This is a genomic window from Mucilaginibacter sp. P2_D11 (genome assembly GCF_056404435.1).
On the sequence record NZ_JBFUEA010000014.1, the window covers coordinates 14,620 to 37,007 of the forward strand.

Below are 22,388 nucleotides of genomic sequence, written 5' to 3' on the forward strand. Positions count from 1 at the left end.
AAAAAAAGCACCCAGTGGGCCACTGGGTGCTTTGCATATGTTTTAAAAACCTGCATTAGTCGTCGTCTTCGTCGTCATAAGGGTCAAAAGATTCAAATCTGCCCAGGTCATCGTCGAGGGGTACGTTTTCATCGAAATCATCGTCGTCATCTGCTACCTTTTTGCCGGGTTTCACATCGTCATCAAAGTCATCATCCTCGTCATCGGCGGCTTTCTTAGTGACAGGTTTTTTTGGAGTTGCCATTTTAATAAATGTTTATTTGTTAAAACTTATTCGGTTAACCTAATTGTTTTTAATGTAAAGGTTTGTGCTGGTTAATCAGCCGTTAGTAACAGTAAAAATAACTAAAATCATTTTCAATAAAAATATCTTTTGAATTTATTCTGCGGCCTCGCCAATAGTGCTGCTGCTCTCTGTAAATTCCTTTAGCTGTGGTAGTTCGGTTATGCTGTTAATGCCAAAATAGTCCATGAAAAGGCTGCTGGTGCCATATAAGATAGGTTTTCCAACACTTTCGGCTTTGCCGGTGATGGCAATTAACTCCTTTTCCAGCAGTTTTTGTATCGAATAATCGCAGTTTACGCCGCGTATTTGTTCCACATCCAGCTTGGTAACGGGCTGCTTGTAGGCAATAATGGCAAGGGTTTCCAAGGCGGCCTGGCTCAGTTTCTTTTTAGAACGCTGCAGTTGCAACAGACTTATAACCGGGTGGTATTGTTTTTTGGTAAGGAACTGGTAGCCGTTGTTTATTTTCACTACTTCGATAGCATACTGGCTCTCGCCATATTTGGCACGGATAACGTCGATGTGGCCGTTTATCTCTTCGGCATTAAAATCGTGCTCGAAAGCAGCTTGCAGGCAGTATAAAATTTCTTCCATACGGATGCCCTGTTCAGACGCGAAAATGAGTGCTTCGATGTACTGCGCGATATCTTCCATGTAATTTTTAAGTCCGAAAGCCCGAAAGTGGGGAAGTCCGAAAGTAAGAAAAAGTTAGGAAGAGGGAAAGTAAGAAAGTCCGAAAGACGGGAAGTCAGAAAGCAAAAATGAAATAATATCGAATAATGAATTTCGAACGCCGAATGATGAAGTCTTTTACTTCATCATTCGATATTCAGCATTCGGTGTTCGATATTCAAAACTAAACCCACTGATGTGCCTCTATTTCTTGGGCTACGAGGTCTAAAATCAGGGGATCTACCAGGCCGCTGTCTTTGCAAATTTGCAGTATGTGATTGTCGTCCGGGTTGAAACCGGCAACGAACACGCCATTTTGAAACACGTCGAACTTGCAGGCATGATGCTCATAATGAGGATAATCGTTTATCTCGAACTGGAAAGTTTCGTCGTCTTTGGTGATGCTGAGGATGTGACTTTTCATGTTAGGTTAACAGGAAAGGGGCGGGATTTGTTTTCAGGCACGCCATGCTACTTCTACGCGCGTCTTTGCGAGGAACGAAGCAATCTCCCGATAAGCAGGGCGGATTTGCAAATGGCTCTGCCTATGTAGAGATTGTTTCGTTCCTCGCAACGACGTGGTGGTGAATGAGCTCATTTGCCCCAATGCTAATCAAAAGCTCCCCCTTTAGGGGGCCGGGGGGCTTCGCCTTAATAATCTATCACCTGCTCTTCAATCTCTACCGGTACATCGCGCCAATCGTATTTCTGGGTGCGCAACTGTGGTTCGAAACCGGCTTCTTTGATAGAATCCTGTATGCCTTTTGCGGTGAAGCGGTGCGGTGCGCCTGCGGCGGAAACTACGTTTTCTTCTATCATGATGGAGCCGAAATCGTTGGCGCCGGCGTGCAGGCAAAGCTGGGCAACTTGCTTGCCAACCGTTAACCAGCTGGCCTGTATATTTTTGATATTGGGCAGCATAATACGGCTGAGGGCAATCATGCGGATGTATTCATCGCCGGTTACGTTGTTGGTGATGCCGCGTACTTTACGCAGCAGGGTGCCATCATCCTGGAACGGCCATGGGATAAATGCAACGAAACCATGATGGCCTTTGGGCTTTTCGGCTTGCACCTCGCGTATCCAAACCAAATGCTCAAAGCGCTCTTCTATCGTTTCTATATGGCCGAACATCATGGTGGCCGAGCTTGGCAGGTTAAGCTGGTGGGCGGCACGCATTACATCCAGCCATTCTTTACCACCGCACTTGCCTTTAGATATAAGGCGACGCACGCGGTCGTTCAATATCTCGGCACCTGCGCCGGGCAACGAATCCAGGCCCGATTCTTTCATCGCCTTCAGCACATCGTAATGGCTCATGCCTTCCAGTTTGGCTACGTGGGCAATCTCCGGCGGGCCTAAAGAGTGCAGTTTCAGCTTGGGGTAAAGCTGTTTCAGTTCGCGAAACAAATCGGTATAAAATTGAAGGCCGAGGTCCGGGTGGTGGCCGCCTTGCAGTAAAAGCTGGTCGCCGCCGTAACGGAAGGTTTCTTCTATCTTCTTTTTGTAAGTCTCAATGTCGGTGATATAGGCGTCATCGTGACCGGGGCGGCGGAAAAAGTTACAGAACTTGCAGTTGGCAATGCAAACGTTGGTGGTATTTACGTTACGGTCTATCTGCCAGGTAACTTTGCCATGGGGCACCTGTATCTTGCGCAGCTCGTTAGCGGTGTACATCAAATCGGCGGTGGAGGCGTTGTTGTAAAGGTAAACGCCTTCCTCCAGGCTCAAAAAATCGAAAGCTAAAGCGCGCTGCAACAGATCGGCTGTATTCATGTACAAATATACATAGCGCGAGCGGAAAGCGGAAAGCTAAAAGCATAAAGGTGGTATTGGGTTGACAATGCAGATTCAATATCATTGAGTTAAGATTTTTCATCACGCAAAGCCGCTAAGGTCGCAAAGTAAAAAGCTTAAAAATCTTTGCGCCTTCGCGCCTTTGCGTGAAATTAACTTTACGGCTTTTCCTTAACTAAAGGACATGGAATGCGGATTAATTTAAAATGATTATCTTAGCATATGACCAAAAACCTTATCGTCACAATCCTTTTGATCTTTACCGGCAATTTCGCCTTTTCACAAACTGATACAGTTGGCCGCAAACCGGATACCGTTAAACACGACAGGCTGTACTATAAAAGCCATCAAATCAAATTCCTCTCACTATTGGCGGGCTACAACTTCAACAAATACAACTACCTGGAAATAGGCATAGCCAAAAACACTTTTGGGGCATTTGGCCCTCATCCCGCTAGCTCGGCCTACTTTGTTTCGGTGGAGGTACGGCCCGTGCATAAATTCGTGATGGCTCCTAAAATAGGCGGCTGGTTTGCGGGTGGTGCGAGTGGCGTAGCAATGGGCGTAAACCTGCTTTATTATACTAATTTCAATAGTGGCTCATTAAGGTTCAGGCCCGAGATTGGCTTTGGGATAGAGGGATTCAAGTTTGTATATGGCTATAACATAGCGCTCAGCAATTCCGCCTTCGGCGATGTAAACAAAAGTAATTTTGGCATAGTTGGCTTAATTCCCTTGAAGAAATACAAAAAACGCGTTGATTAACAGCGTATTTATATTTATATTTGGTTGACCTGGGCCTTTTACCCTACACAACATATCACAATTTCATATGATCATACGCCTTATTGCATTAATCATAAGGGGCATCGTACATATAGCTACGCCAAGCCAGCCTTCAGAATCGTATAATCCCGGCAGCCAGAGGTACGGTAAAGATTACTTCGACGAATATTATATTTACCTGTTCGAGAAAACGGCCATTGCCGATTACCCCCTCGACATAAGCTGGTACCAGAAAGCGATAGGACAAGTAACCCTGGTAAGGAAAGGTTCTGCCACGTTCTTCGAGATATACGAAACCAACCTCATCAGCGATTATGAACTCGTGATGAACGTGCGCCTATCATACGCAGATTTTGTGATGACCGGCCTGGATACCCGCAAGAACACCGTAGTTACCCAAAACCAGTTGTTCGTATTACGAATAAACGAAGAAATGAACCGGCTGGAGGTGCGCTCATCGCTTCATGAAGATATTACGGACAAGATGATTAAAAAGGATTTCGGCGAATACCTGTTCAAATTCCTGGAGCAGAAAAAAGCAGGAGAACGGACAGGAGGATATTCTACTGTTTAAAAGCGAATCGAAATCATATTAATCCGTTTATATGTAAATTTGAATGAACCGGGCATGAAACAGAAACCATTTATCAGATTTTATTTTCCCGGGCTTATCAGCCTGATACTTTTACCGTTGATGTGCTATGGGTATTTTGTTTACCAGAGTAATCTCACAAAAAGAAGGGGGATGGATGTGGCCTTTGCCGATGATAAATATTTTGCCTGGGCGAAATTTGACGCAAAAAAATTTGAAGTACGCAGCACAAACCTTTTAATAACTGGTAACGAAAAAGAAAATAAGGCCACTTTATCTAAGTTAATGGTATTATGCAATGAACTTGTCAGGAGAAATAAATATGATTCAGGAGTAACCGTTACTTTAACAGATGATGCCAACTACCAGGATTTTATTAATCTGATGGATGTAGGGTTCAAAGCTAATATGAGGTTTATTCCTTATACAAATAAGGTGTATTATATGATGCCCAAGCCTATAAAAGAAACAAAAACGCCATGTTTTATATGCGGTAACGTTTCGCACATTGATACCGAACCCAGGTATTTACCTATAGAACAGTTTCTTAATATAGATGCTGTAAGGCTATGGCCATCCTTAATCGTATTTATGTTAATGATCTTCTTTTCCATCAGGAGAAAGACGGTAATCAATTAGTTGTGTTTTTCTTGGCCGCCCCTTTTTTGGCGAATACATGTTCAACTACCTGAAGCAGAAAAATCCGGGGAACGGAGTGTATTCTGCAGTTTGAAGGTCTGTGGATTAGTTATGAAGATAAAACAAAAGCTAACCCAAAGCCAGCCTGAACGAAAAACCGACATATCGTGTCCTTACCGCCTGCCCGTTAACTGTTCCGGGTTTCCACTTAGGCGAATTCTTCATTATCCGTATAAATTCCTGGTCTATATCTTCGTACACGCCCTTCGTAATAATTACATCACTTATACTGCCATCTTTTTCGATGATAAAAGAAGCAGTGAGGGTTCCCTGTATATTATGAATACGCGAGTAGGGCGGATAGTGGAAGGTTCTGTCTAAAGCCCTGGTAAACTTAGTTATGCCGCCCTTAAATTCAGGCTTTGTAGCCAATGAATCGAAAGCGTAAACGGTGGTGTCGGTTGTTTGGCAGTGGGCAGTAACAGTGCCGAACGCCAGGACGAGGAACAATAAAAATTTCATGGGTTTAAATTAAAAATAATTATAGCAATAAGATTGTTTTGGTTAAGGTTTTCAGGATGATTCATTGTCGTTTACAGAATTAATGGACTAGAACGCAATCAAAATCCTACAAATCGTTTTATTCCGTTTATATATATGTAAATTTGGATAACCTAAGCATGAAACGAAAACCATTTACCAGATTTTACTTCCCCGGGCTAATTAGCCTGGTGTTTTTGCCTTTGATGTGCATAGGCTATGCGGCTTATATTGGCAAATTGGATAGATGGACAATGATGGACGTAGCCTGGAGCGATGATGCCAGCATAAAGGACTGGAATGAAAATATGAAGGCGGCTAAGATAGATATCAAAACGTTCAAAAATTTTTCGCAGCTAACTTTAACAGGTATTAATAGCCACGATAGTGCTACAATTACTCGGCTTAAGATATTATGTGCGCAGCTGATTTCGTCAAATAACAAAACAGGTGGCGTTACGGTTACCTTGACAAGCAAATCAACTTATGATAACCTGGTTAATATACTTGGTGCAGGCTTTGGATTTGATTATAAAATAAGTTTTATGCCTTACCGGGATAAAGTGTTTTTTTATTTGCCGCATTCACGAAGCGGTACCGCAAGCCCAAAAGAAAATGGCCCTCCATTTTTTATTTGCGGAAATTCTTATGTGTTTAAGCCAGAACCATCGTTGGCAGATAACGCGCACCAATATCTAAGCGCTGTAACGCCTTTTTGGCCGTCGCTTATCGCGTTTATATTGATGATATTTTTTTCCATCCGCCGCAAACGCAACCTGCAAACTGCCCACCGCTAACTGTCCACTGTCTCTCCCTTATCCAACCGTAACACCTTGTCCACGCTATCGGGTATCTCGTGCTGGTAATGGGTTACGTATATCAGTGTTACCTTACTGATAGCACAAATGGTATCTACCACGGTTTTAAAGTGGAGTTGTTGGTGGTCGTCCAGTCCCTGGCAAGGTTCATCGAAAACCAACAGGGCCGGGTTTTTGATGAGTGCCCTCGCCAACAGGCATAAGCGTTGCGCGCTGGCGGGTATGTTTTTTAATAGTACGCGGGCGTATTTATCTATCTCTAAAGCTTTCATCCAGCTTAAGGCCAATGCGGCCTTTGCCGGGCTGCTTTGCCTGAACAACCCCAACGTATCGTAAAAGCCCGATTCTATCACCTGCAGGCAGGAATTATCGGTAGGGAAGTATTGGTACAATTCGGGTGATACGAAACCTATCTTGCTTTTAATGTCCCAGATGCTTTCGCCACTGCCGCGTTTTCTGTCGAACAAAACAATGTCATTCGCATAGGCCTGCGGATTATCGCCATTGATGAGGCTTAGTAGGGTGCTTTTCCCGGCGCCGTTCGCGCCCAGCAGGGCCCATTTGTCGCCGGGGGCAATGTGCCAGTTAATATGGTTAAGGATGGTTTTATCGCCGTAGCGGATTACCACCTCGCGCATGCGCACTATTTGGTTATAGGTATGCGGTTGCGCATTCGTTTGGATAAGCGCGGCCAGTGCAGCGGCATCTACATTCGGCTTATCGGGTTGGGTGCTTAGGTTGGTTAAAAAATCAGCTTTGCTTAGGCTTTGGCTGATGCTGCCATCTGCCAAAACCGCAACATTACCAATTACATCGGGTATCTCATGTGCCGAAGTAGCCATCACCAGCGTAATGCCCGATGCACTAACCTCCTGCAGTAACAGGTTGAAGTATTGGCGGGTTGCCACATCAAGCCCGGTAAGCGGGTTGTCCAACAGTAATAGTGTGGGGTTTTTAAGCAGGGCGGCAGCAATCATCAGGCGTTTGGTTTCGCCGTTGGATAGCTTTATTACCTGCTTATCGCGCAGGTGCTGTAGGTTTAGTGCGGTTATGGTTTTTTCAAAATACCAGTAAACGGGTTTGTGCGTATTGGTTTTTATGGTGCCAAGGTATTGCGCAACGGTAAGGGCATCTTCCGAATCGGAGGAATTGTAGCGTTGCTGGTAGTACAGGTTGCTGGTGTTGGATAGGTTTTTAAAATGATGGCGCGCGCCTGCAAAAGCAATATAAGGGTGGAAGTCTATTGCCGGGGCGTTATTGCCATCGGTAAAATAATAAGTGATTTTGCCGCTGCTAATACTTTGATTGCCGGCGATTACCTGTAGCAAAACGCTTTTGCCCGAGCCGCTTTTGCCGGTTATAGCCCAATGCTCACCCTGATTTACATGAAAGCTTAGATTGCTAATTACCTGTGTTGCGTTGAATTTTACGCCGACGCTGTTTAGCGATAATAGTGTATGCATATATTTTATAGCGGGCTAATTTACATGGTTTTAATTAGTACGTGCAACAGTGGGGATGCCCTAACTTAAATTAAATGTATAGTTAACATTAATTAATAGTTTTTTTATTTCCCTAGAAATTATTTATGATAAAAATTTCATCTTTTTTTCATAAAATCTTTTTTTTATCGATCCTAATTCTATACATTAGGGTTCCTATCTAAGAAAAACATCCTTATTTGAGCCGGGCAACCGATATGCCTAACTAAATTTTTAATGGTGCTTTGCACCGCTAATTTTTCTTGTGATGAATTTACTATCAATCCTGGAAACAGTTGTACCATTGTTTGCTGCGAGCTTGTTTATTGTACTGATTGCTGTACGGTTTTTACCTGCAGAAGCCGGCAATATAGAAGAAAACTAAGCTAAATACCCACCTTGTGATTTAGGTGCGGTTCTTGTATGGGTTGGTGAATAAAAATTCATCATAACCTACCATGAAAAAATTATCTTTATTATCATTAATCTTTGTGGCCACTTGCGCTCTCAGTAGCTGCTCGGTTATTACCGGTATTTTTAAAGCTGGGGCTGCTGTTGGCATTATAGCCGTTATCGTAGTAATCGGCATTATCCTTTGGATTATTTCTGCATTCAGGGGGAAGCAATAATAATAAGCTTTGTGTTTAACCCCAGGATATTGTTTATTAATTTAAACAATATTTTTCTTTTTGGGTTTTATTGAAAAGGAGGAAGAGCAATGGAAAACACAAGAGCAACAGTCGAAACATTAAACGACCTGATTTTGATTAATAACGACCGCATAGCCGGCTTCGAACACGCCATAAAAGAATTAGGCGGCGACGATGCAGAACTGAAAGCCACGTTTACCGGATTGATTGGCGAGAGCCACCGCTTAAAAATGGAACTGGCTACAGAAGTAGCTGCTTCCGGCAAGGATATCGAAACGGGCACCTCTACCAGCGGAAAGTTGCACCGTACCTGGCTCGATTTGAAGGCTGCGTTCAGCGGGCATAGTACGCATAGCATTTTAGAGGAGTGCGAATTTGGCGAAGATGCTATCAGCAAAGCTTATCAAACAGCACTAGACCAGGAAGGCCTGCCGGCTTACATCCGCGAGCTCATAAGCGCCCAGTTGTTTGTATTGAACCAGGCGCATGACAAAATAAAAGCCTTGCGCGATAGTACCGTGTATTAAAGGTATCGTGGCGTACACAGATGCCCGATCAGTAATAGATAGCAACAAAAAAAGCCCTTTGGAATAAACCAGAGGGCTTTTTTGCGTTGAAGCAAAATGATTACATTTTTTTAGGGCTATCAACTTTAGGGCTGTCAGCTTTAGGGCTATCAGCTTTAGGGCTATCAGCTTTAGGGCTATCAACTTTAGGGCTATCAGCTTTAGGGCTATCAGCAGCACCAGTAGTTGAAGAACCTTTGCAAGCAGCAGCAGAAACAGCGATAGCTAAAGCTAAAAACGCGATTTTGAATGAATTTTTCATGTTTGTGTTTTTTAAAGTGATTTTAATAGTTTTCATGGGTTAATACCGTTAATTGAAAAAGGTAACCCACATATTTTAAAAAAAATATGCGATTACCTCTTTTTTTGAAAAACTAGTAAAACTTGTGCCCAAATAGGCTAATGATTACATTTTTTTCGGGCTGTCAACTTTAGGGCTATCAAGCTTAGGGCTGTCGGCTTTAGGGCTGTCGGCCTTCGGGCTATCAACTTTAGGGCTGTCGGGTGTGGTTTTTTTCGAATTGCCGTCGCAGGCAGCTGCAGAAACGGCGATGGCTAAAGCTAAGAATGCGATTTTGAATGAATTTTTCATGTTGTGTTTGTTGATTATGTTTGAAATTAATTGATAACAGTTCTATATCGATAATGATACTTGTTTTAAGTATTTGAAAATCAAATACTTAAAGCGATGTTTTTTAGTTAATACCCGTTTATCAAAAAGGTAACCCGCCTTTTAATTTTTTTTTGATTTTGTCTTGCCTGTTGCGTGTATTTATCTGGGTAGCCACATTTTTGCGGGCCACGTTATTAATAAGCAATAAGGCTAAAAGGTAACCCAATTAACATTTGGGAAAATGGCCGCTGCATGGGCGGCTATTTTCGTTGCAATCGCAAGGGCTTAAAAGCAAGGCTATTGACGGGAGGGTAGCAAAATTATGCAGTTGCAGCAGGCCAGCTTTGGATTATTAACCCGATATTGCAGGTTGATTTTATGGCTCCGTTCGGGCCGATTATCGTGGGCGGTATCTTAATTTTCCCGCTAAGAAAAAATAGTTGATAATATTGGGTTACAATTTAGTATAAAGCGTATTAAGTAGTGAATAATCATTTTAATGTGGATATACCGGCGGATAGCGAAGTAATACTGGGTATCCTTAATAATTCCGACATCGTGTTAAAAAAGCTTTACCTGGCTTATTTTCCGATGATATTGCAGCTCGTAATCAATAATAACGGTAACGAGGACGATGCAAAGGATGTTTACCAGGAAGCGATTATAGTTCTTTATAATAAGGTTAAACGGGGCGATTTCGAACTGAGCAGCAAGCTCAAAACCTATATCTATTCTATCTGCCGCAGGCTTTGGCTTAAACGGCTTAAACAGATGAACCGCTACGGCGGCGATATAAAGGATTTTGAGGACCACCTGCCGGTAGAAGATGAGGTTGAAAAGCACCAGGACAGGGATTTGCAGCTCAATAAGATGGGCGAGGCCCTAAAACTGCTTGGCGAGCCCTGCAAAACCATTATGGAAGATTTTTACATGCACAACAAATCGATGCAGGATATATGCGAACGGTTTGGCTATACAAACGCGGATAACGCGAAAACGCAGAAATACAAGTGCCTGCAAAGGCTAAAGAAATTGTTTTTTCAGCAACACTAGAAAGAGGGGCGAAGAATGAAAAATGATCAACTATTAGAGATGATCGAACGGTACCTTAACGGTGAAATGACCATTGAGGAACGTGCGGAATTTGATGCATTACGTAACAAGGATGCAGCGGTTGAAGCAAAACTGGAGGAGCACAAGCATTTCACCGGTTTACTGAGGCAATATAACGACAGGCATAACATGGAGCTAAGGCTGAACGCCATCCATGATGAGATAGATGTGCATACCCTGGCGCAGGATTTAATGTCGCACCCATCGTTAGTGGTGCGTTTATGGAGGCAGCACCATTCTAAGATATCGGTAGCTGCTTCGATAGCGATATTTGCAACGTTGCTTACCTTGTTTTTTACCGGATACCTTACCAATCAGGATCCCCGGTTTGTCCCCCTGGCAAATAAGGTAAAAGAGCTTGAAAAGGCCACCAAACCGCTTATTAATGCAACCCATCCGAAAAGGGGGCCTGTTGATAATGCAAGCTTTAGAGGAACAGGGTTTGCATTATCTGGTAATGGCTATATTGTTACCAATTCGCATGTTATTGCTGATGCCGATTCTGTTTACGTGCAAAATGTAGATGGGGAGTCGTTTAAATCTAAGGTTATTTATACAGACCTTGAATCGGACGTAGCAATATTACAGGTGGTTGATACGGCTTTTAAAAACCTTGGTACTGTGCCTTATGGTTTTAAAAAGTCGATTAGTGATTTAGGTGAGAATGTTTTTACCTTGGGTTATCCTGGTAGTACAATTAAATTTGGCCCGGGTGCTCTTACTGCGAGTACTGGTTTTCATGGAGACAGTACCGAATATGAAGTATATATACCCGTAAATCCGGGTAACAGCGGTGGCCCGTTAATTGATGATAAGGGAAACATTATCGGGGTTATTAATGGTAAGCAAACCCAAACATCAGGCGCAGCATTTGCTGTAAAGTCTAACTACCTCCTTAAGGCCATACAGGCCATCCCGGTGGATTCGCTTGATAGAACTTTGAATCTGAATACAAAAAATACGCTTGCGGGTTTAAGCAGGACACAGCAGATAAAAAAGATTCGTAACTATGTGTTCATGGTAAAAGTTTATAAACAGTAACTCCAAAAATCTACCATATATTAAGGGGAGAGGCAAGCAATTGTTTCTCCTTTTTTTGTAACGTACCAGTTACAACCACCGCCTCAGTTTTTTGATTTGAAAAATCACCGCAGATTTTCCTATCTTCCAAGCATGAAAAAACTGCTGCTGCCCTTAATTTTCTTATCTGCCTTAAAACTTTCGGCCCAGGATGTCCAAAAAATCCATCAGAAAGCCATTTTGGTTGATACTCATAACGATATCATCTCCAACGAACTGATAACCGGTAACGATGCGGGCAAACTGCAGGCTACCGGTAATTTCGATTTGGTGCGCGCCAAAACAGGGGGGCTTGATGTGCAGGTTTTCTCCATTTGGTGCGGCGACCAGTATGGCAACGGTACCGCCTACGCCTATGCCAACCGCGAGATAGATTCGCTGCAGGCGCTTATCAACCGCAACCCGGATAAGATGATGCTGGTTACCACCGCAAAGGACCTGAAAAAAGCCGTAAAGAAACATAAACTGGCTGCCATGGTGGGCGTGGAGGGCGGCCACATGATAGAAGACAGGTTAGATTATATAGACAGCCTGGTAAAACGCGGCATGTGTTACCTCACTCTCACGTGGAACAACAGCACCAGTTGGGCCACCTCCGCGCGCGACGAAACCCTGCATGGCGATACCATGCAACACAAAGGCCTTACCGAACTGGGCAGGCAAATAGTAAAAAAACTGAACGACGAAGGGGTAATGATAGACCTTTCGCATCCCGGCGAACAAACCTTTAAGGATGTGATGGCCATCACCACCAAGCCGGTTATCGCATCGCACAGTTGCGCTTATGCTTTGAACCCCTTCCGCCGCAACCTTAAAGATTACCAGTTGAAAGCCATTGCCGATAATGGCGGCGTGGTGTTCCTTAATTTCTACAGCGGCTTTATCGATAGTACTTACGAGGGTAAGCACGCCGCCTTTATGGCCAGGCACAAGCCGCAGTTCGATTCGTTAAGGGTAATTTATAAAGACTACGACCTGGCCAGCATCCGCCTCAACGAACTTAACAAAACCGAAGCCGACCAGCTGCGCCCGCCGCTGAGCATGCTCATCAAACACATCGATTACATGGTGAAACTGATGGGTGTAGACCACGTAGGCATCGGCTCTGATTTCGACGGTGCAGAATCGTACCCGCTGGGGCTGGATAGCGTTACCGATTATCCTAAAATAACTGCCGAACTGTTCAATATTGGCTACTCTAAAAAGGATGTGGAGAAGATATTGGGTGGTAATTTTATCAGGGTGTTGAAAGCTAATAAGGGGAAATAGTGTAATGAAGCGAATACTGTTATTACTGGCTGTGTTGTTTGTTTTTTCGCCTGATGCGTTTGCCCAATTTCAAAAACGTTTTATCAACAAATGGGGTGAGGTTACTAAAGATTCATCGAAAGCGGTGAGCTATTTTCTTTACAAAAAACTTCAGGATTCATCGTGGTATGCCGCCAAGTTTGATATGAAAGATAATCTGCTATTTAAAGGTACTTACTTGGACGAAGATTTGGCTACAGCACACGGAAAGGCAACGTTTTATGAAACATCTATCGTAAAAGTTTATGCTGCCGGCAAGGGTAGCTATATGGATACGCTGCTTAAACCTATAAGTACGGGATACTATTTAAACGGGAAAAAGGAAGGGACATGGGTAGATTTTAATTTTGAGGGAAAAACAGTTTATTCAAAATCATACACAGCCGATACCCTTAACGGGCCATACTATGGGTTTTATAAAGATGGCCGCCTTGGCTCATCGGGCAATTATGTAAAGGGCCGTAAAGAAGGCGATTGGTATTTTTATTACCCCGATAGTACCATACAAACCCACGAACTGTATAAGAACGGTAATCGAGTGAGGCAAAAAGATTTTGAACGCACCGACCAAATTATGAACGCTGCTCCACGTTATAATTACGAAAATTATCTCTTTAGGAGCTTACGAAAATCGGGCTTCCCGCAGGTAAAAGGGTTTGTGCGTATTGCTTTTACCGTAGAAACCAATGGGTCGCTTGTAGACCCTATGATAGAAACTGAAGACCCTTTGTTGAAAAAGACGCTTATGGATGCCATAGTCAATAGTCCCAAATGGTCTCCGGCAACGAAAAAAAGTGTTCCTATCCAGGGAAAAGTAAACCTGATTTTGCATTACAGGTACACCGACGATAACTAACAACTTTAAAAATATAATGCGGAGGTACACTTTAACGCTTTTGATTTGCCTGCTTGCATGCGCCGGGTATGCGCAAGTATCATCCCGTAAATATGTCGACAGCCATGGGCAACCGGTAGACTCTGCCCGCGCCGATAGTTACTTTTTAATAACGAAAGCTGCAACGGATAGTGTTTGGTCTGTCAATCAGTTTGCTATGAGCGGGTGGTTGATGGCAATCGAAAACTATAAAGATGAAAAACTGACTATCCGACATGGCCGTTTTACTTACTATGCCTTATTAGGACCCAGCGTTCGCGTTACATATAACTTCGAATTGCACAGGATAGATACGATTCATTCTTCCGGCCATATCGTGACATCGCGCGGTAGCTACATCAACGGGAAAAAGTGGGGCGAGTGGATGGAGTATGATACATTGAGCGGTGGCGTTAAAACGGAAGGCAATTACAAAGCAGGGAAACTTAACGGACCGTATAAAATGTTTGGGGTTAACGGAAGGATATCCTTTGAAGGCAACTATACAGATGGCCTGAAAGAAGGGGAATGGCACTTATATGCCTCTGATGGTCAACTGATGCAAACCTACACCTACCAAAATGATAACATCGTAAAGCAGGTGGCTGCCCCGCCGGTGGAGGATGAAATGCTGTCGCATAGCGTATCGTTTTTATCCGACCTGACAAAATACACCAACCGGCAGCTTACTAATACCCTTTTTAGTAGCGCCGGAGATTTCCATGCGAGTTATGGTTTTACTATTGCTGCCGACGGTAGCCTTGCAAAGCCATCGATATTGGTAGAAAGTACGATGGAAATAGACACGGCGCTGGTTAATACATTGCTTTCTGCTCCGTACAAGCTAAAAGTAAAACCGGGAGATAAAGCAGTAATCGGCCACGCTTACCTGCTGGCTTTCACCGTAGCAGTCGACAAAAAGCGGCGGATACAGCTGCGCCCGGTTGTCATGTATCGTACCAATTAATTTGCTCTAACAATGGCAATATGCTGACCATTGCCTATTGCCCCGCTCTCTGATAAACCGTAAATTCGCATCATATTTCACAGAAAGAATAACAACAATGTCACAAGATATAGAACACGTTAAATGCCTTATTATTGGTTCGGGCCCTGCAGGTTATACGGCGGCTATTTACGCTTCGCGTGCGGATCTTAAGCCGGTAATGTACACTGGCATGCTGGCCGGCGGGCAGCTTACCCAAACTACCGATGTAGAGAATTTCCCAGGTTACCCGGATGGTATTATGGGGCCCGAGATGATGGAAGATTTTCGCAAACAAGCCGAGCGCCTGGGTACCGATATCCGTTTCGGATACGTAAGCTCGGTAGATTTTTCGTCGCTGCCACACAAAGTGGTGGTTGACGAAAGCAAAACCATCCTGGCCGATACGGTTATCGTATCTACCGGTGCATCTGCAAAATGGCTGGGATTAGAATCTGAACAGAAATACAGCGGCTTTGGCGTATCGGCCTGTGCTGTGTGTGATGGCTTCTTCTTTAAGGGGCAGGATGTAGCGATAGTAGGGGCAGGGGATACCGCCGCCGAAGAAGCTACCTATCTGGCTAAGCTGGCCCGCAAAGTGTACATGATTGTTCGCCGCGATGAGTTCCGTGCCTCAAAAGCCATGGTTCACCGTGTGCTGAACACCCCGAATATCGAAATACTTTATAATACCGATACCATTGAGATACTCGGCGATGGACAAAGCGTAAATGCCGTTAAGGTATGCAACAACGTAACTAACGAAACCTCTGTTTTGGATGCTACCGGCTTCTTTGTTGCCATTGGCCATAAACCCAATACCGACATCTTCCGCGATTGGCTGCACATGGATGCTACGGGCTATATCATCACCCGTCCCGGTTCTACCGAAACCAACGTTGAAGGCGTATTTTGCTGCGGCGATGCGCAAGACCATATCTATCGCCAGGCAGTAACCGCTGCAGGCACAGGCTGTATGGCCGCTATAGATGCTGAGCGTTACCTTGCCGGTAAGGAGCACGTGGTAACGGCGTAATTTTTTCAGCCTTAAGTCAAAAGCCCTAAGTCATGAGTCGGTTTGATTCAAAACTTAGGGCTTTTCATTTCCCAACGTCCTTCAGGAGCGGTGCGTGGGGCTTAGCGGAGGCGCGACGAAGCAATCATCGGTAAGCAGGGCGGATATGCAAATCCGTCGAGCAAATCCGCTCTGCTCAGTGCACCTTCCTGCCGAGGGTTGCCGCGCTTCGCTCGCAATGACGCGGTATTTAAGACTCCATTTCCTTAGCCGATTCTTCAACCTTCCTGGCCAATTCTTCCTTAAAAACTTTCAGGTTAATCACCAGTTGTTCATCTGCAGTAGATAATATCTGCGCAGCCAAAATCCCTGCATTTTTTGCGGCATTAAGCGCTACTGTAGCCACCGGGATGCCGTTCGGCATCTGGAGTATGCTCAGGATAGAATCCCATCCATCAATCGAGTTGCTCGATTTTACGGGTACGCCAATTACAGGTAAATGTGTTAACGAAGCCACCATACCCGGCAAATGCGCAGCACCGCCGGCACCGGCTATAATTACCTTTATGCCACGGTCGGCAGCAGCGCGGGCGTAAGTAAACATCCTGTCGGGCGTGCGATGTGCCGATACCACGGTTATTTCGTAATCTACACCCAGTTCTTTCAGTACATCCGCAGCGTCCTTCATAATGTTCAGGTCGGATTTGCTGCCCATGATAATGGCAATTTTTGCTTGGCTCATTTCTGTAAAATTTTAGGCTTGTATGTTGCCTCCTCAAAAATGCTCAAATTTTAATTAAATGCTAAATATTTGTCAAGTTGGCGAGATATCGCATCCTTATCGCTCGGCTCTGCCGCGCTCGTTTCTGCAATTTTACCGGTTTTGTCTATGATCAAATACCTCGGCATGGCTACCAATGTGTCTTTACTTCCTATGATCGATTTTTTGTAAAGGCTGGTGTATTCTTCCGGATCGAGGAAGATATGCGAACCCTCGATATCGTATTTTGTTAATTGTTGCCGCCACACTGCTTCGTGCCCGCCGCAAATGTACAGGTAGGCTATATCTTTTCTGCTCTTATACCTTTCTTTAAGCGGTTTTGTAAAGTTTCGGAACTGGTCAAGGCAGGGGCCGCAGGTAGTACCCCAGAAATCAACATACACTACTTTGCCTTTAAAATTGGCGTTGTAGATATTTTGAAGGGTGGTGTCGGAAGATGAGCGGTTTAATAATTTTATTTTTTGATCACCAGCGAAGCTATACCACGAGAATATTTTGGCAGCCGTTGTTGCTGTTAAAAGCAGTATTATAGTACCTGATGCCTTCCAAAATTGAAACCCGCGTTGTTTTTTATGGAGCAGAAACAACCATATGCCTGCAACTAAAAGAATTATGCCAAAAAAACTTTTGATATACATCATTGCCATCAGGTTGGTATTGGCGGCTAAAATGTGGTCGAGGATCTGTGTTTTTTGTACCTGGTTTAAATGATAGCTATTATAAACCGTTTCTATCATTTCATCATGCACTTCTCTCATCCAATCGATGTAATGCTTGGGGATATCGAGTACGATGAGGGGGATGAGCGACAGCAAAATTGCGCCCGCCCAAAAAAGTTTAGATCTGATCATTGGTAAGGTGTTTTGATTTTTAAATCAATATTACCTCACCGGGAGGGTTTTCGGAAGGAAAAGTGACGAAACGGCGAAATAGCGTGACGAACCATACTTTTACTCCGATATATTATACGGTTTTTTTCTTTTGAACCTTATTTATAACTGCTTTGCAGTTGTTTTGGTTATTGTGAAAGAATTTAAAAATCGTTCACGTTCAGCATCGAGGCCAGCGATGGTATCGTCGTAAACCGTAAAGTTGTACATGAATAAATTCGAGTCGAGATAAACTGCACGTGCATAAACGGTGAATTTCCTCGGAGTAGAGGTATCAAGAAATTTAAACTCCACAGCGCGGTATTTGCCAACAATTATCTGTTTAACATATAACAGCTTCCTTCGTTCCGTAGAATCTGCTGCGCCATCTACCACGCCCGAATAAAATAAGTCCAGGTCCTGGCGCGTTTTAATCACGGACTTTGCAGTATCTATATTTATGACAAGGGCGTTGTAACTTTGCGTCGGTTTTACCAGCCGGAACATTTTACCCACGCCAGCCACATTTTTTTCGTTAGGCTGTTCAGGGAAATCTAAAGTAGCAATATCAACCAAACTCTGTTTAACAGGTGTTTGCGCGAATGCTATGTTTGCGGCTAACATTAATAAGAATACAATGCTGCTTATTCTTTTCATCATTCCTTAAAAACTACTTATTCTTTAAAACCATCTTCGTCCCAATGCTTTTCAGCCCTTCGAAAAAACAATTTTTTAATCAGCAAAATTACGCAAACAACCGCCAGCAACATAAGAGATGTTGCGGCTGCTTTGCCAGAAATTGTCCCCATTTTATAAGCCAGTTCGGTAGAGGTGTTTTGCCGTATATTTTCAGGCTTTAGCTTCAGCTTAAAAGTGCTGAAAAACTTACGGATGTTTTCATCCCCCTGTTTTAATGGTGTATAAGAAATAAGGGAATACACTAACAAAGTGTCATTCAAGAATAAAACGCGGTTGTAAGCATAAAAAGTATTTCTGGTTCCAACTGCTTTATAAGCAAATTCTACGGCTTTTAATTGATCGATCAGCACATTTTTCCGGTACAGCAGTTTCCCTTTACTAACATTCAGGCTTCCTTCAATACAGCCGCTGTAAATAGATTCCAAACCCTCCCCGGCCAGCATTTCTTTCACGCTAACGCGTGCGGGAGAGACCGCCGCCATGTATCCGGGGGCATCGCTTCTCGCAATAAAAACAACAACTTCGGGCGTGGGGTTATTTACTTCCGGTGTATCCGGGAAATTTATTTGGGCTAGTCCTTTTAGGTCCAGCGTATATTTAAGCTGGCAAAAAGCGCTAACAGAAAAAACCAGAAGTGATAGGGTTAGGACAATTCTTTTCATTACAGCATAAGGCTATGCAATAACTTTAAGCGTTTCCTGCACGTACCTTGCCTTTTCAATTGCTTTCTCCCTGTCGTTATCTATAATGGTAACATGCCCCATCTTGCGGAAGGGCTTGGTTAAGGCTTTGCCGTAAAGGTGTACATATACGCCCGCGCATTTCAATATCTTTTCTATGCCCTGGTAAACGGCGGGGCCTTCGTATCCGGCCTCGCCTAATACGTTTACCATAATGGCGTTGCTGAGGCATGCGGTGTCGCCCAGGGGCTGGTTGAATATGGCGCGCAGGTGCTGCTCAAACTGCGATACCACGTTGCCCTCTATACTTTGGTGGCCGCTATTGTGGGGGCGGGGGGCAAGTTCGTTTACCAGTATTTTGCCGTTTTTATCCAAAAACATTTCCACAGCCAGCAAACCAACTATATTGAGGGTTTCGGCTATTTTTTTGGCGATATTCTCGGCGTCCTGTTGCACCTCGAAGGGTAGGGTAGATGGCGATATTAAAAACTCCACCAGGTTGGCTTGCGGGTTAAACTCCATTTCTACCAGCGGGAAGGTTTTTACCTCACCATTTTCATTACGGGCTACTATTACGCCAATCTCTTTCTCAAAATCTATCATGCGTTCTACCAGGCTCGGCTCGGTAAAGGCACCTGCCAGGTAGCTTTCGTCCAGTATTTTATAAACGCCCTTGCCGTCGTAGCCATCGCGCCGAAGCTTCTGGATATACGGGAACGGGATATGACTTTCTTTTAGTTGCTGTGCCGATGAAATGATCTGGAACTCGGCAGTAGGGATTTCATTCTCTTTAAAAAACTGCTTCTGCAGGCCTTTGTCCTGTATCAAACGGATAATGCGCGATTGCGGGTAAACCGCCACGCCCTCTTTCTCCAACTGCTCCAGCGCATCTACGTTTACCTTCTCTATTTCTATAGTAAGTAAATCTACCTTTTTGCCGAAGTTATACACGGTTTCGTAATCACTAAGCGAGCCAACGATGAATTCGTTACAAAGCCGGCGGCAGGGGGCCTCGCGGTCGGGGTCTAACACTTTAACCGTAACATTGTAGTTGATGGCCTGCTGTATCAGCATGCGGCCCAGTTGGCCACCGCCTAAGATACCTAATCGTAAATCGCCGTAGAATGCTTTCATTTTATGGCGCAAATTTAACCTAAATCTTTTGAAATGCTTATTTAGCCGGCTAATAATTGCCGTGTGTACAGCTTCGGCTGGTGTGTTAGCAAAAAAAAGGCCCCCATCAACCGATGGCAGGCCCTACTATATTGTTAAAAGAGTTATAGCCTAAGCTTTGGCTACCGCCTTTTTACGCGTTGTAGCAGCTGGTTTTGCTGCTGCTTTAGCTTTTGTGGCCACTTTTGTTCTTGCAGCAGTTGCCGTTTTTTTAATTTCAGCGGTAGTATCTTTAGCTTTTGCTGCTACTGTTTTAGCCTTGTCATCTGCTTTGGCTTTAATGTCGGCTGCGGTTGCTTTTGCCTCTGCTGTTACCGCTTTTGCTTTGGTAGCTGCTTTGGCTTTAACTTCTGCAACTTCTTTTTTAGCTTTGGTGGCGGTATCGTTTACTTTTTTGGATACGGCGGTTTTTGTCGCCGATGCCTTTTTGGCGGCGATTTTCTTTTTAGTGGTAACCGATTCTTTGATATCCTCAAATTTGTCTTCGGCTTTATCCTTCAGATCTTCGGCAGTATCTTTCGTGCCTTCCCAAAACTCTTCTATCGTGTCTTTTATTTTTTCGAAAAAGCCCTTTTCATCGGGTTGTGTTTTTGATGTGCTCATGGCGTGTGTTATTTTAGGTAAATGGTTAATGTTGTTTTTCAGAGATAATAACAGGAAGCCGGCATATTTTGTTTTCTGCCCGTTACGTCCATGCGGCGTATTAAATTAATAAAGCGTATTTTTGCAGGCTATACTAAAATATGAAGTTCCCGAAATTTGCCGACCTGATACTTTTTGAAGACGATGACATCATCGTAGTAAATAAACCCCCGTTCATCAGTTCGCTGGATGAGCGCGAGGGCGGCGAGATAAATATGCTGCGCCTGGCCAAGCAGTACAGCGACGATGCGCAGGTATGTCACCGGCTTGATAAAGAGACTTCCGGCGCGCTTATTATTGCCAAGAACCCCGAGGCTTACCGCGCGGTAAGCATGCAATTTGAACGGCGCAAGGTGAAGAAAGTGTACCATGCCGTTATAGATGGCACACACGTTTTCGAGGAACTCTTCATCGATTTGCCTATCCTCAACGTGGGTAAGGGCAACGTAACCATCAGCAGGCAAGATGGCAAACGCGCCGAGACCTGGTTCCAATCTTTAAAGTACTATAAGCATTATACCCTGGTAGAGTGCCGCCCGGTAACTGGCCGGATGCACCAGATACGCATCCATTTGGCATCGCAGCGTGCCGCTATTGCGGGAGACGAGATGTATAAAGGACTCCCCGTATTTTTATCAAAATTAAAACGCAAATACCAATTGGGTAAAGATCAGGAAGAACTGCCGATAATGAAGCGTTTTGCCCTGCACGCCTACGAGGTAACATTTAAGCTGGTAAACGGCGAGGATATAACCATCCACGCGCCATACCCAAAAGATTTTGAAACGCTGTTGAAGCTGTTGGATAAGTTCGATAGTTAACCGCGAGCCATTCCGGTGTTTTTTTGCGAAACACGCCCCCGGTTTGGGACTGGTTTGCCATGTAAGCCTTACACGAAACAGTGTTTAGCGAACCATGCCAATTGATGCCCTTAAGGCAGGGTTTTAGCCAATATATTTGCGTTTTTGTTTGCTTGTCAGGCAAAACATGTGTTTTTCCGATTAACTTAAAGACAAATATGATAGCGGGAATAATCGCCCACATTGGCTTATCATTTTAACTTCCGGGCATATTTTCTAAAGCCTAATACCTTTGCGCTTTATTAAAATAAGTGATTTTATTATCTAGTTGCGCTCAGTAACCGGCTTGTTGCGAGCTAAAAAACATCCGGTGGGTATATCGGCCGGATTTTCTTTCGACGCAAAAGAGAATTGCTCATTGCCGTAATAAGGACGTCAACCGTGCGTCGTAATTTGTATTCATTCATGATTTTTGTTAACGACAAAAGCCCGTGCATAAATGCACAGGCTGGTATATCTAAATCCTCTAAAAGAAATGATTATTTCGATGGAGGAGTAGTGTCCCTTGACATAGTTGCACTTGCCGGCGGAGTAGTATCTCTTGATACTTTAAACGACGGCGGAGTAGTGTCTTTTTTCATTTTAGCAGAGATAGAACCCATAGAAGCTGGCTTAACGCTGTGTTCTTTCTGGCAAGAGTAGATGCTTACAGAAACGATAAGCAACATCAGAGGTATTAATTTTTTCATTATCGTATAAATTATATGTTATCTGGTTTATTTGTGAATCAGTCGGTAAAAACTTTTGTAAATATACACATTTATATTTAACCAAGTATTAATACGTGGTTTTTTTTAAAAGGTTTAAAAAAAACTTATAAAAAAGAAAAATCTATATTTTCATTTAATTTGTTTTTATCAAAGGCAAGC

The 22,388-nt window shown here is 43.8% G+C and carries 28 protein-coding genes; 13 read left to right on the forward strand and 15 right to left on the reverse strand.

Annotated elements, in window-relative coordinates:
* Nucleotides 1-55: 55 nt before the first annotated feature.
* The 4 genes from AC1DXC_RS20620 to mqnC form a co-directional block, all read right to left on the reverse strand.
* A complete protein-coding gene (locus AC1DXC_RS20620; protein ID WP_477461072.1) occupies nt 56-244 on the reverse strand; it encodes a hypothetical protein in 189 nt (62 codons plus the stop codon).
* 135 nt (nt 245-379) lie between these two features.
* Nucleotides 380-940 (reverse strand): SMC-Scp complex subunit ScpB, encoded by a 561-nt coding sequence (gene scpB, locus AC1DXC_RS20625; RefSeq protein ID WP_477461073.1) that lies wholly within the window; start codon nt 938-940, stop codon nt 380-382.
* A 202-nt stretch (nt 941-1,142) separates the two neighbouring features.
* Entirely contained in the window at nt 1,143-1,382 is a 240-nt protein-coding gene (locus AC1DXC_RS20630; RefSeq protein ID WP_477461074.1) for a hypothetical protein, read from the reverse strand.
* Between the two features lie 227 nt (nt 1,383-1,609).
* Entirely contained in the window at nt 1,610-2,734 is a 1,125-nt protein-coding gene (gene mqnC / locus AC1DXC_RS20635) for a cyclic dehypoxanthinyl futalosine synthase (RefSeq protein WP_477461075.1), read from the reverse strand.
* Nucleotides 2,735-2,977: 243 nt separating this feature from the next.
* Here mqnC and AC1DXC_RS20640 point away from each other — a divergent pair, with 243 nt between their 5' ends.
* The 3 genes from AC1DXC_RS20640 (at nt 2,978) to AC1DXC_RS20650 (ending at nt 4,772) form a co-directional block, all read left to right on the forward strand.
* Nucleotides 2,978-3,520: a hypothetical protein gene (locus AC1DXC_RS20640; RefSeq protein ID WP_477461076.1), complete on the forward strand. Its 543-nt coding sequence runs from the start codon at nt 2,978-2,980 to the stop codon at nt 3,518-3,520.
* Between the two features lie 67 nt (nt 3,521-3,587).
* Entirely contained in the window at nt 3,588-4,115 is a 528-nt protein-coding gene (locus AC1DXC_RS20645) for a hypothetical protein (RefSeq protein ID WP_477461077.1), read from the forward strand.
* A 54-nt stretch (nt 4,116-4,169) separates the two neighbouring features.
* Nucleotides 4,170-4,772, forward strand: coding sequence for a hypothetical protein (locus AC1DXC_RS20650; protein WP_477461078.1), 603 nt, complete (start codon nt 4,170-4,172; stop codon nt 4,770-4,772).
* A 129-nt stretch (nt 4,773-4,901) separates the two neighbouring features.
* On the opposite strand, the gene AC1DXC_RS20655 is transcribed toward AC1DXC_RS20650, so the two are convergent.
* A complete protein-coding gene (locus tag AC1DXC_RS20655) occupies nt 4,902-5,294 on the reverse strand; it encodes an energy transducer TonB (protein WP_477461079.1) in 393 nt (130 codons plus the stop codon).
* A 158-nt stretch (nt 5,295-5,452) separates the two neighbouring features.
* On the opposite strand from AC1DXC_RS20655, the gene AC1DXC_RS20660 reads away from it, so the two are divergent.
* Nucleotides 5,453-6,109, forward strand: coding sequence for a hypothetical protein (locus AC1DXC_RS20660; protein WP_477461080.1), 657 nt, complete (start codon nt 5,453-5,455; stop codon nt 6,107-6,109).
* Here AC1DXC_RS20660 and AC1DXC_RS20665 read toward each other — a convergent pair.
* Nucleotides 6,106-7,593 (reverse strand): ATP-binding cassette domain-containing protein, encoded by a 1,488-nt coding sequence (locus AC1DXC_RS20665; protein WP_477461081.1) that lies wholly within the window; start codon nt 7,591-7,593, stop codon nt 6,106-6,108. The genes AC1DXC_RS20660 and AC1DXC_RS20665 overlap by 4 nt on opposite strands.
* A 476-nt stretch (nt 7,594-8,069) precedes the next feature.
* Between AC1DXC_RS20665 and AC1DXC_RS20670 the strand changes: the two genes are divergently transcribed.
* Nucleotides 8,070-8,240, forward strand: a complete 171-nt coding sequence (locus tag AC1DXC_RS20670) for a phosphatidate cytidylyltransferase (RefSeq protein ID WP_477461082.1) — start codon at nt 8,070-8,072, stop codon at nt 8,238-8,240.
* Between the two features lie 89 nt (nt 8,241-8,329).
* Nucleotides 8,330-8,788 (forward strand): PA2169 family four-helix-bundle protein, encoded by a 459-nt coding sequence (locus AC1DXC_RS20675; protein ID WP_477461083.1) that lies wholly within the window; start codon nt 8,330-8,332, stop codon nt 8,786-8,788.
* Nucleotides 8,789-8,888: 100 nt separating this feature from the next.
* On the opposite strand, the gene AC1DXC_RS20680 is transcribed toward AC1DXC_RS20675, so the two are convergent.
* Nucleotides 8,889-9,125 (reverse strand): hypothetical protein, encoded by a 237-nt coding sequence (locus tag AC1DXC_RS20680; protein WP_477461084.1) that lies wholly within the window; start codon nt 9,123-9,125, stop codon nt 8,889-8,891.
* A gap of 108 nt (nt 9,126-9,233) precedes the next feature.
* Nucleotides 9,234-9,419: a hypothetical protein gene (locus tag AC1DXC_RS20685; protein WP_477461085.1), complete on the reverse strand. Its 186-nt coding sequence runs from the start codon at nt 9,417-9,419 to the stop codon at nt 9,234-9,236.
* 504 nt (nt 9,420-9,923) lie between these two features.
* Here AC1DXC_RS20685 and AC1DXC_RS20690 point away from each other — a divergent pair.
* The 6 genes from AC1DXC_RS20690 (at nt 9,924) to trxB (ending at nt 15,836) form a co-directional block, all read left to right on the forward strand.
* The gene (locus tag AC1DXC_RS20690) at nt 9,924-10,493 is read left to right on the forward strand and encodes an RNA polymerase sigma factor (RefSeq protein WP_477461086.1); all 570 of its coding nucleotides are present in this window, start codon (nt 9,924-9,926) and stop codon (nt 10,491-10,493) included.
* Between the two features lie 15 nt (nt 10,494-10,508).
* Complete coding sequence (locus AC1DXC_RS20695; RefSeq protein ID WP_477461087.1) at nt 10,509-11,594, forward strand: S1C family serine protease; 1,086 nt, start codon at nt 10,509-10,511, stop codon at nt 11,592-11,594.
* Nucleotides 11,595-11,726: 132 nt separating this feature from the next.
* Complete coding sequence (locus AC1DXC_RS20700) at nt 11,727-12,902, forward strand: dipeptidase (protein ID WP_477461088.1); 1,176 nt, start codon at nt 11,727-11,729, stop codon at nt 12,900-12,902.
* A gap of 4 nt (nt 12,903-12,906) precedes the next feature.
* A complete protein-coding gene (locus AC1DXC_RS20705) occupies nt 12,907-13,797 on the forward strand; it encodes a toxin-antitoxin system YwqK family antitoxin (RefSeq protein ID WP_477461089.1) in 891 nt (296 codons plus the stop codon).
* 16 nt (nt 13,798-13,813) lie between these two features.
* A complete protein-coding gene (locus tag AC1DXC_RS20710; protein ID WP_477461090.1) occupies nt 13,814-14,782 on the forward strand; it encodes a toxin-antitoxin system YwqK family antitoxin in 969 nt (322 codons plus the stop codon).
* A gap of 97 nt (nt 14,783-14,879) precedes the next feature.
* Entirely contained in the window at nt 14,880-15,836 is a 957-nt protein-coding gene (gene trxB / locus AC1DXC_RS20715) for a thioredoxin-disulfide reductase (protein ID WP_477461091.1), read from the forward strand.
* 229 nt (nt 15,837-16,065) lie between these two features.
* Here the strand turns inward: trxB and purE are convergent, their stop codons facing one another.
* From purE to AC1DXC_RS20745, 6 genes are all read right to left on the reverse strand, one after another.
* Nucleotides 16,066-16,557 carry a 5-(carboxyamino)imidazole ribonucleotide mutase gene (purE, locus tag AC1DXC_RS20720; RefSeq protein ID WP_477461092.1) on the reverse strand — a complete coding sequence of 164 codons (492 nt, stop codon included), beginning with the start codon at nt 16,555-16,557 and terminating at the stop codon, nt 16,066-16,068.
* Nucleotides 16,558-16,607: 50 nt separating this feature from the next.
* On the reverse strand, nt 16,608-17,447 hold the full coding sequence (locus AC1DXC_RS20725) for a redoxin family protein (protein ID WP_477461093.1): 840 nt from the start codon (nt 17,445-17,447) through the stop codon (nt 16,608-16,610).
* Nucleotides 17,448-17,588: 141 nt separating this feature from the next.
* Nucleotides 17,589-18,125: a hypothetical protein gene (locus AC1DXC_RS20730; RefSeq protein ID WP_477461094.1), complete on the reverse strand. Its 537-nt coding sequence runs from the start codon at nt 18,123-18,125 to the stop codon at nt 17,589-17,591.
* Nucleotides 18,126-18,139: 14 nt separating this feature from the next.
* On the reverse strand, nt 18,140-18,826 hold the full coding sequence (locus tag AC1DXC_RS20735; protein WP_477461095.1) for a hypothetical protein: 687 nt from the start codon (nt 18,824-18,826) through the stop codon (nt 18,140-18,142).
* A gap of 12 nt (nt 18,827-18,838) precedes the next feature.
* The gene (locus AC1DXC_RS20740) at nt 18,839-19,978 is read right to left on the reverse strand and encodes a 5-(carboxyamino)imidazole ribonucleotide synthase (RefSeq protein WP_477461096.1); all 1,140 of its coding nucleotides are present in this window, start codon (nt 19,976-19,978) and stop codon (nt 18,839-18,841) included.
* 150 nt (nt 19,979-20,128) lie between these two features.
* Nucleotides 20,129-20,620 carry a hypothetical protein gene (locus AC1DXC_RS20745; protein WP_477461097.1) on the reverse strand — a complete coding sequence of 164 codons (492 nt, stop codon included), beginning with the start codon at nt 20,618-20,620 and terminating at the stop codon, nt 20,129-20,131.
* Nucleotides 20,621-20,760: 140 nt separating this feature from the next.
* On the opposite strand from AC1DXC_RS20745, the gene AC1DXC_RS20750 reads away from it, so the two are divergent.
* Entirely contained in the window at nt 20,761-21,480 is a 720-nt protein-coding gene (locus AC1DXC_RS20750) for an RluA family pseudouridine synthase (RefSeq protein WP_477461098.1), read from the forward strand.
* 518 nt (nt 21,481-21,998) lie between these two features.
* On the opposite strand, the gene AC1DXC_RS20755 is transcribed toward AC1DXC_RS20750, so the two are convergent.
* Nucleotides 21,999-22,208, reverse strand: a complete 210-nt coding sequence (locus AC1DXC_RS20755) for a hypothetical protein (RefSeq protein ID WP_477461099.1) — start codon at nt 22,206-22,208, stop codon at nt 21,999-22,001.
* Between the last annotated feature and the right edge of the window lie 180 nt (nt 22,209-22,388).